We start from the raw sequence: 6,236 nt of genomic DNA, 5'->3' as shown, positions 1-6,236 counted from the left end.
ACTTTAAAAATTACGCCAGAGTTCAACTCCAAAGTGACGAAGGTAAGGAGATTTATGGTCAACGAAAAATCGAGGTCGAACCAGTCTTCGCAGATGTGAAGGCTCATTTGAGGTTTACTCGATTTTCGGTTAGAGGGTTAGATAAAGTAAACATCGAAGTTGGATTGGTCCTAATGGCCATGAATATGATTAAATGGGCCCGAGAAAAGGCCCATTTAATCATAGAAATTCGAAAAAAGCAGGGCAATGAAAAAATCGACCAGAGAAAAGCAAAAATCACTTTTCTCTGGTCGATTTATTTTGAGTTATGTCCCAAACTCATTTTCATTTTCTCCAAACCAAACATTCAACTCTACCTGTTCTCACACATTAAACACCCAAGGATATTCTTGCTATTCGTGTCATTCTTTCTCTTGTCCAAACGGGCGTTGACACAAGGTTGACCGTGACATTGTCGAGCTCATAAAGTGTTCTGACAACTCGTTTTACGTTTGCCACCAGTTCATTGGCACAAGGACATCCCATGTTGGTTAGTGTCATTTCTATATCGCAATTGCGGTCATTTATTTTGACGTCATAAATCAATCCTAAATTAATGACATCGACGCCTAATTCTGGATCTACAACATGGCTCAGGCATTCCATTACCCTTGTAATCGTCGAGTTGTAAATGCTAACTTGATCGAGCTCATCCATATCAATTCCTCTTTTCTCACGGATTAACCAAATTGGTCAGCAAGATCATGGACCGGAACTTCAATCGCAACATCACTGATTGGGAATGAAGCACAAGTATGAATGTAACCATACTCACTATCGGCCACGCGGCGACCATCAATAATTTCGGGGCTGAAAACTTTTCCTGAAATTAATCTGGATCGACAAACACCACATTCACCGCTCCGACATAGTGAAGGAGCAGTAATACCTGCGCGCTCCATTGCCACTAGTATCGATTCATTACTTTGAGCGGAAATGATTTGTTCATGGTCACGTGTCTTGACCGTCAATTGATAGACCTTATCACGTGAATCAGCTGGATAGTCTGTTTCGTGATATGGACTGCCATAGTTACCACTTAATTCATGACGAATGCGTCCTGCTGGCAAATTGAGTTTTTTAACTTCCTTGTCCATAAATTCATACATTGCTTCGGGTCCGCAAATGAAAATTGAATATGGTGTTTTCGGAGCATATTTCTGAATTAATTCAGCTGTGATGAAGCCATGTTCGAATCCGTCGATATCATCATCACTCAGGACATTAATCAATTTTACGTCGTTAGTTTTTGACAGAATCTTGCTAAACTCTGGTGCCAGAAGAATATGGTCGTGTTGCCGACTTCCATACAGAATTGTCAGGTTAACGTGCTCTGTACCATCCGCAATTGCGGAAGCGAGCGAATAGAATGGTGTGATCCCGCTGCCACCGGCTAAGCCAACAATATTCTTTTGGTCACGCAATGGCTCAAAGTATAAATTACCAGCTGGTGCAGATGCTTCAATGGGAGTACCAACAGCCCAGTTATCGAAAATAAATGACGTCACAAATCCATTTTTGACCCGTTTGATGGTGATGATATACTGATCCTTCAATGCGTCTGCTGGTGCGGAACGAATAGCGTAAGGTCTAGTAACGTAACTATTGCCGATTTTCAGTCTAAAACTAATGTACTGGCCGGCTCTAAAATAGGCTAGGTGCTGTGTGCCTTTTTCCGTATCAGGTTCCAGCACAAAGCTGCGTTCATCAGCACTATGTTCAATCACTTGCTTGATTTTCAAAAACTGACTTTCAGGATGCAGTTTGCTAGCAAGCTCATTCACAGGAAAGGTTTTGGGTAACGGACGTGTGGATGCCGCGTCAATGGCAGCATTACGTTCGTTCTTCAATGATTTCAATCCTTGTAAATCCTGTTGCAAAGTTAAGTCACTCATTTTGTTACCTCCTGTTTTGCTAACTGTTCAGCGACCATATTCGCTGTAACAAAACCAGATTGATAGGCGGAACTGTAGCCATCCATCAAAAAGCCACTACCACCACAGAAGTGTAAATGTGGCATTTGCTGGTCATCTTCGTTAATCGCCATTGTACGAGCTAACATTTGATCCCATGGATGACCGTAATAGCCATAGATTTCACCTTCGGGACTTCTAAGATAACGGGCAAACGTTTCTGGTGTTGCAATTTCAATTTCTTCTACAGCATCGCGAATTTTTACCCCAGTTGCTGATTCATATTGGTCAATAACCTGTTGTGCAATTTCGTCTTTGACTTTCGCATAATTCTCAGGTTGTACATCATCCCAACTTGAGCCGAAATACAACTTTGTTGCGTATAGAACCGAAGTTCCTGCCGGCGAGCATCCAGGATCAGCTAGATTGAGACAATTCATAATCGTGAAATCATTTTGTTTGTTTCGTTCTTTAGTCGCAGAAAATTGTTCACTTGAATCTGCTGTTTTGGAAATGAAAACACTGTAGTCTTTGATGCCTAATTCTTCAGGTGATTTATTTAATCCTAAGTAGACTAAAAATCCGCTTGTCCCTAAAGTACGTGCGTTTGCTAACTTCAAACCGCGTTCGGGTACATCGCTGGCACGCATCATTTTTCCATAAACTGTAGTAGGAATGACGTCTGCAATAATTTCACGGCCATAAATAGTTTCTTTACCAATTTGCACACCAACGGCTTTGCCGTTTTCAACAACAATTCGATTTACTTCGGTGTTAAACCAAGCGTCACCGTAATTATTAAGTAAGGTTTGCAGAATTGCCGTCGAAATTTCATGAGATCTGGTTGTTGGCACGTAGGCGCCCATGACAACGTAAGCAACCAACATCATGCCCATATAGGCAAATTCAAAGTCGTCACCTGGTACGCCAATGTAGCACCAATAGGCCATCATAATGTCCTGGGCCTTTTGAGGGACATTAAGCTCGTCTAGGACTTCCTTGTAAGGTCGTTTAGCATAGTGAATGAAGTGAGGGTACTTTTCTCCAATTGCATGCCAATCAATGTTATTGGGCTTTGCCTGAAACTCAGCGAAGGCCATTAAAGACTCCATGCCTAAATCAAAGAATTTCGTGACACTTTCTCTGCTACCGGGGACGAGTTCTTCTAGTTTGTTAATGAAAGCTTCTTGGCCAGTGGGCATCACAGCATCAAAACCATCTGGTCCTGATTTGATAACGCGATATGCGCCAGGAGCCTCATGAAACTTAACGTGTAACCCCAGCCAGTCGAACAGTTGGCGAACACTACCTGGCATTTCTGGCGTGCCATAGTTGGCCAGCTCATGAAGCGAGGGTTCAAACTCAAAACGTCCTCGAGTAAAACTTGTTGCTGCTCCGCCAGGCAAGTTATGGCGTTCAAGTAAGAGCGTTGACAATCCTCGTTTTGCAGCCGTTGCTGCGGCCACTAGGCCACCGTTTCCGGCTCCGATTACAATCACATCATATTTTTTCATCAATAAGACGCCTCCAATTAGTGAACTTATTAACTAGCACATGTTCATTATTGGTTGCCCAGGCGTATAATGTAAACGATTACAAGAACTAAACGGCTATTAATGCGCATTTTATTACCAGTGATCACTGGTATGACCACGACCATTGAATATGTATAAAGAGGGTAATGATTACGGAATTTAATGCTATTGAGGCACCAACTTCTGTTAATTTATTTATTGAGCAAATCAAAACGGCAATTTTATCGGGCCAATTGCATATTGGCGACCAACTACCAACCGAACGGGAATTATGTAGGCAAATGAATGTCAGTCGGGGTGTAATTAATACTGGATTACGTCGACTTCAAGCGCTTCACTTTGTCGAAATGAGGCCACGGACCGGTAACTTTGTTGCAGATTATCGCCGCAACGGCAGTTTGGAAACGCTCAATGAAATCATTAATTTTCGTGGCGGCAATTATCGACCATCATTATTAAATTCGATTTTTGAAGTTCGTCATCAGTTGGAGAGCGACATTGTGCGATTGGCAACCCGTCAACAAAATAAAACTACATTATTAGAGGCCCAACAGACGATTGTTCAGATGGAAAATAACTGCTCGCCAGCGGAATCTGCGCAGCTTTTGTACCAATTTTTCCATACGCTAGCGATTGCCTCAGACAATGCAGTTTATCCATTGTTAATTGCTAATTTTCAATCCATTTATCTGACTCTAGGCAGATGGCTATTTGAAATTGGCAATTCAGAAACAATCGATCACCAATTGCAGGAACTTTTTAGCAGTATTCTAACAGGCCAGCAGGAAGCAGCCATTAATAAAGTCAATCAGTTAATTTCTTGGTCAGCTGATCAGATACTTGCGCGTGATTAAGCGGATTCCCTTTTTCCCAAACTAAATGTTTTACCTTCCTCCCAATTTTCCCTATGATAATCACGTACACATCACAGCATTTCAATTTAGGGAGGACGTTTACACATGGCAAAAACAGTCACAATCGGCAAAAGTAACGTTTCGACAACTAAGTTAGGTTTAGGCACAAACAAAGTCGGGGGTCATAACCTGTTTCCTGGTTTAAAGGATGAGGATGGCGCGGCTGTGGTTAAGGCCGCTTTAGATAGTGGCATTACATTACTCGACACAGCATTTATGTATGGTCTTGGCCGGTCAGAAGAAATTATTGGCGACGTTTTACAGAACTACGATCGCAGTAAGGTTGTCCTGGCAACAAAGGCTGCTCAAGACAGCGACAATGATTTAAAGAATAACAATACCCCGGCATTCCTGAAGAAGTCCGTTGATATTGCGTTGAAACGTTTGAAGACTGACTATATTGATATCTTCTATATTCATTTTCCAGATGAAACGACACCAAAGAACGAGGCAGTGGCGGCGTTAAACGAGGTCAAACAAGCTGGCAAGATCAAGGCAATCGGTGTTTCCAACTTCAGTTTGGACCAGATCAAAGAGGCTAACAAAGATGGGTTAGTCGACATTGTAGAGGATAATTACAGTCTGGTTCACCGAGAAGCAGAAAAGGAATTATTCCCATATCTGGAGGATAACAAGATTTCATTTGTCCCATACTTCCCACTGGCATCTGGTTTGCTGACTGGTAAGTACGGTCCTGACGATGCGGATAAGTTCAAACAATTCTCGGCTGAACAATATCAACTGATTATGAAAGGGTTGGATGTTGTCCGCGGGATTGCTGACGAACATGACGCGACTGTCGCTCAAACGATTTTGGCATGGTACATCGCCAATCCGGCTGTTGGTGTTGTGATTCCGGGTGCTCGCAAACCTGAACAAGTCGACAGTAATGCGAAGGCGTTGACCGTTGTCCTTTCTGATGAAGAATACAAAGCAATTGATGACGCATTTAGTGCGTTTAAATAGAGCATAGTGAAAAAGTCTTTCGAATAAGACTTTTTTTCTTACTATTTTTGGACAATGTTTTACAAAGGCGAGGGACAGTTTATATGAAAAATGTGCAGCGCAATGACACGACAATAACGATTAGGATTGCAAAAAATGATAAGGCCTTTTTAGAAGCGTATGCTAACTCAAAAGGAATTGGCGTCGGTAAATTTATGCGCGACTTAGCTTTAGAAAAAGTAGAAGATGAGTATGATTGCGAAGCGTTTATTGAAGCTGAAAAAGAATTTAAAAAGGATTCAGTCGTTTATTCTCAAGAAGAAGTGGAAAAAGAGCTGGGATTTACTGACTGATAGAGCTCAATGACAATAAGCATTTTAGGCTGGTTTATACAGACAAAAAAGTGAACGAACATCGTTTCTAAAATGATAGTCGTTCACTCTTTTGTGTTTTAATAATTTTTCAAAGAAATAATCTAGATTTTTGGTATTATTCAACTAATTCCGTGATGGGACACGCTGTGCTTCATCGTTTTGACTCACATATATCTAGCAAATTGCACATTCAGTTGATGATAAACGGAACGACATTGGTATTACCATAGTACGTCTTATGGTCTAGATCATGGTACAAATCGTGTAACGCCTTTGGGACTTGGTATTGGTGGAGAATCGCGTATTTTGAAATATCTGATCTGACTTTAGCCACAATTACATCATCGTTGCCATTGTTATTAAGCTGTTTAGCATAGCCCAACAACATGTCGCGAAGTTCTGGAATTGCTTGAATTTCATCGTCTTGATAGGCTTTGTCAATGTCGTTAAAAACGGCCGTTTGTGATTTATTCATAATACGTCACATCCTAATGGTTTAATATACAAAACATTATA

Annotated in this window: 8 protein-coding genes; 4 read left to right on the top strand and 4 right to left on the bottom strand. The window is 41.4% G+C overall.

Annotated elements, in window-relative coordinates; genetic code table 11:
* A partial coding sequence (locus tag G400_RS16690; protein ID WP_155827234.1) for a transposase occupies nucleotides 1–443 on the top strand: 443 nt, incomplete at its 5' end.
* On the opposite strand, the gene G400_RS16145 is transcribed toward G400_RS16690, so the two are convergent.
* The 3 genes from G400_RS16145 to G400_RS15325 are packed head-to-tail and all read right to left on the bottom strand — an operon-like array spanning nucleotide 370 to nucleotide 3,466.
* Nucleotides 370–696: a metal-sulfur cluster assembly factor gene (locus G400_RS16145; protein WP_017260623.1), complete on the bottom strand. Its 327-nt coding sequence runs from the start codon at nucleotides 694–696 to the stop codon at nucleotides 370–372. The genes G400_RS16690 and G400_RS16145 overlap by 74 nt on opposite strands.
* Before the next feature lie 23 nt (nucleotides 697–719).
* Nucleotides 720–1,934 (bottom strand): iron-sulfur cluster-binding domain-containing protein, encoded by a 1,215-nt coding sequence (locus tag G400_RS0112020; RefSeq protein ID WP_017260624.1) that lies wholly within the window; start codon nucleotides 1,932–1,934, stop codon nucleotides 720–722.
* On the bottom strand, nucleotides 1,931–3,466 hold the full coding sequence (locus G400_RS15325) for a phytoene desaturase family protein (RefSeq protein WP_017260625.1): 1,536 nt from the start codon (nucleotides 3,464–3,466) through the stop codon (nucleotides 1,931–1,933). The genes G400_RS0112020 and G400_RS15325 overlap by 4 nt, the downstream gene beginning before the upstream one ends.
* A 167-nt stretch (nucleotides 3,467–3,633) precedes the next feature.
* Between G400_RS15325 and G400_RS0112010 the strand changes: the two genes are divergently transcribed.
* The 3 genes from G400_RS0112010 to relB all read left to right on the top strand — a co-directional run bounded on the left by G400_RS0112010 (nucleotide 3,634) and on the right by relB (nucleotide 5,699).
* Nucleotides 3,634–4,341 carry a FadR/GntR family transcriptional regulator gene (locus G400_RS0112010; protein WP_017260626.1) on the top strand — a complete coding sequence of 236 codons (708 nt, stop codon included), beginning with the start codon at nucleotides 3,634–3,636 and terminating at the stop codon, nucleotides 4,339–4,341.
* A gap of 105 nt (nucleotides 4,342–4,446) precedes the next feature.
* Nucleotides 4,447–5,367 (top strand): aldo/keto reductase, encoded by a 921-nt coding sequence (locus tag G400_RS0112005; RefSeq protein ID WP_017260627.1) that lies wholly within the window; start codon nucleotides 4,447–4,449, stop codon nucleotides 5,365–5,367.
* A gap of 83 nt (nucleotides 5,368–5,450) precedes the next feature.
* Nucleotides 5,451–5,699: a type II toxin-antitoxin system RelB family antitoxin gene (gene relB, locus G400_RS0112000; RefSeq protein WP_017260628.1), complete on the top strand. Its 249-nt coding sequence runs from the start codon at nucleotides 5,451–5,453 to the stop codon at nucleotides 5,697–5,699.
* Nucleotides 5,700–5,910: 211 nt separating this feature from the next.
* Here the strand turns inward: relB and G400_RS15320 are convergent, their stop codons facing one another.
* Nucleotides 5,911–6,195 carry a bacteriocin immunity protein gene (locus G400_RS15320; protein WP_017260629.1) on the bottom strand — a complete coding sequence of 95 codons (285 nt, stop codon included), beginning with the start codon at nucleotides 6,193–6,195 and terminating at the stop codon, nucleotides 5,911–5,913.
* Nucleotides 6,196–6,236 lie beyond the last annotated feature (41 nt).

The sequence above is a fragment of the Furfurilactobacillus rossiae DSM 15814 genome (assembly GCF_000428925.1).
GTDB classification, from domain to species: Bacteria; Bacillota; Bacilli; order Lactobacillales; family Lactobacillaceae; genus Furfurilactobacillus; species Furfurilactobacillus rossiae.
This window is presented reverse-complemented; position numbering and strand designations above follow the sequence as displayed.

Bases quoted from the DNA above. Each gene is read 5' to 3' on its own strand.
- G400_RS16145 (WP_017260623.1), bottom strand. From the start codon at position 696: ATGGATGAGCTCGATCAAGTTAGCATTTACAACTCGACGATTACAAGG.
- G400_RS0112020 (WP_017260624.1), bottom strand. From the start codon at position 1,934: ATGAGTGACTTAACTTTGCAACAGGATTTACAAGGATTGAAATCATTG.
- G400_RS15325 (WP_017260625.1), bottom strand. From the start codon at position 3,466: ATGAAAAAATATGATGTGATTGTAATCGGAGCCGGAAACGGTGGCCTA.
- G400_RS0112010 (WP_017260626.1), top strand. From the start codon at position 3,634: ATGATTACGGAATTTAATGCTATTGAGGCACCAACTTCTGTTAATTTA.
- G400_RS0112005 (WP_017260627.1), top strand. From the start codon at position 4,447: ATGGCAAAAACAGTCACAATCGGCAAAAGTAACGTTTCGACAACTAAG.
- relB (WP_017260628.1), top strand. From the start codon at position 5,451: ATGAAAAATGTGCAGCGCAATGACACGACAATAACGATTAGGATTGCA.
- G400_RS15320 (WP_017260629.1), bottom strand. From the start codon at position 6,195: ATGAATAAATCACAAACGGCCGTTTTTAACGACATTGACAAAGCCTAT.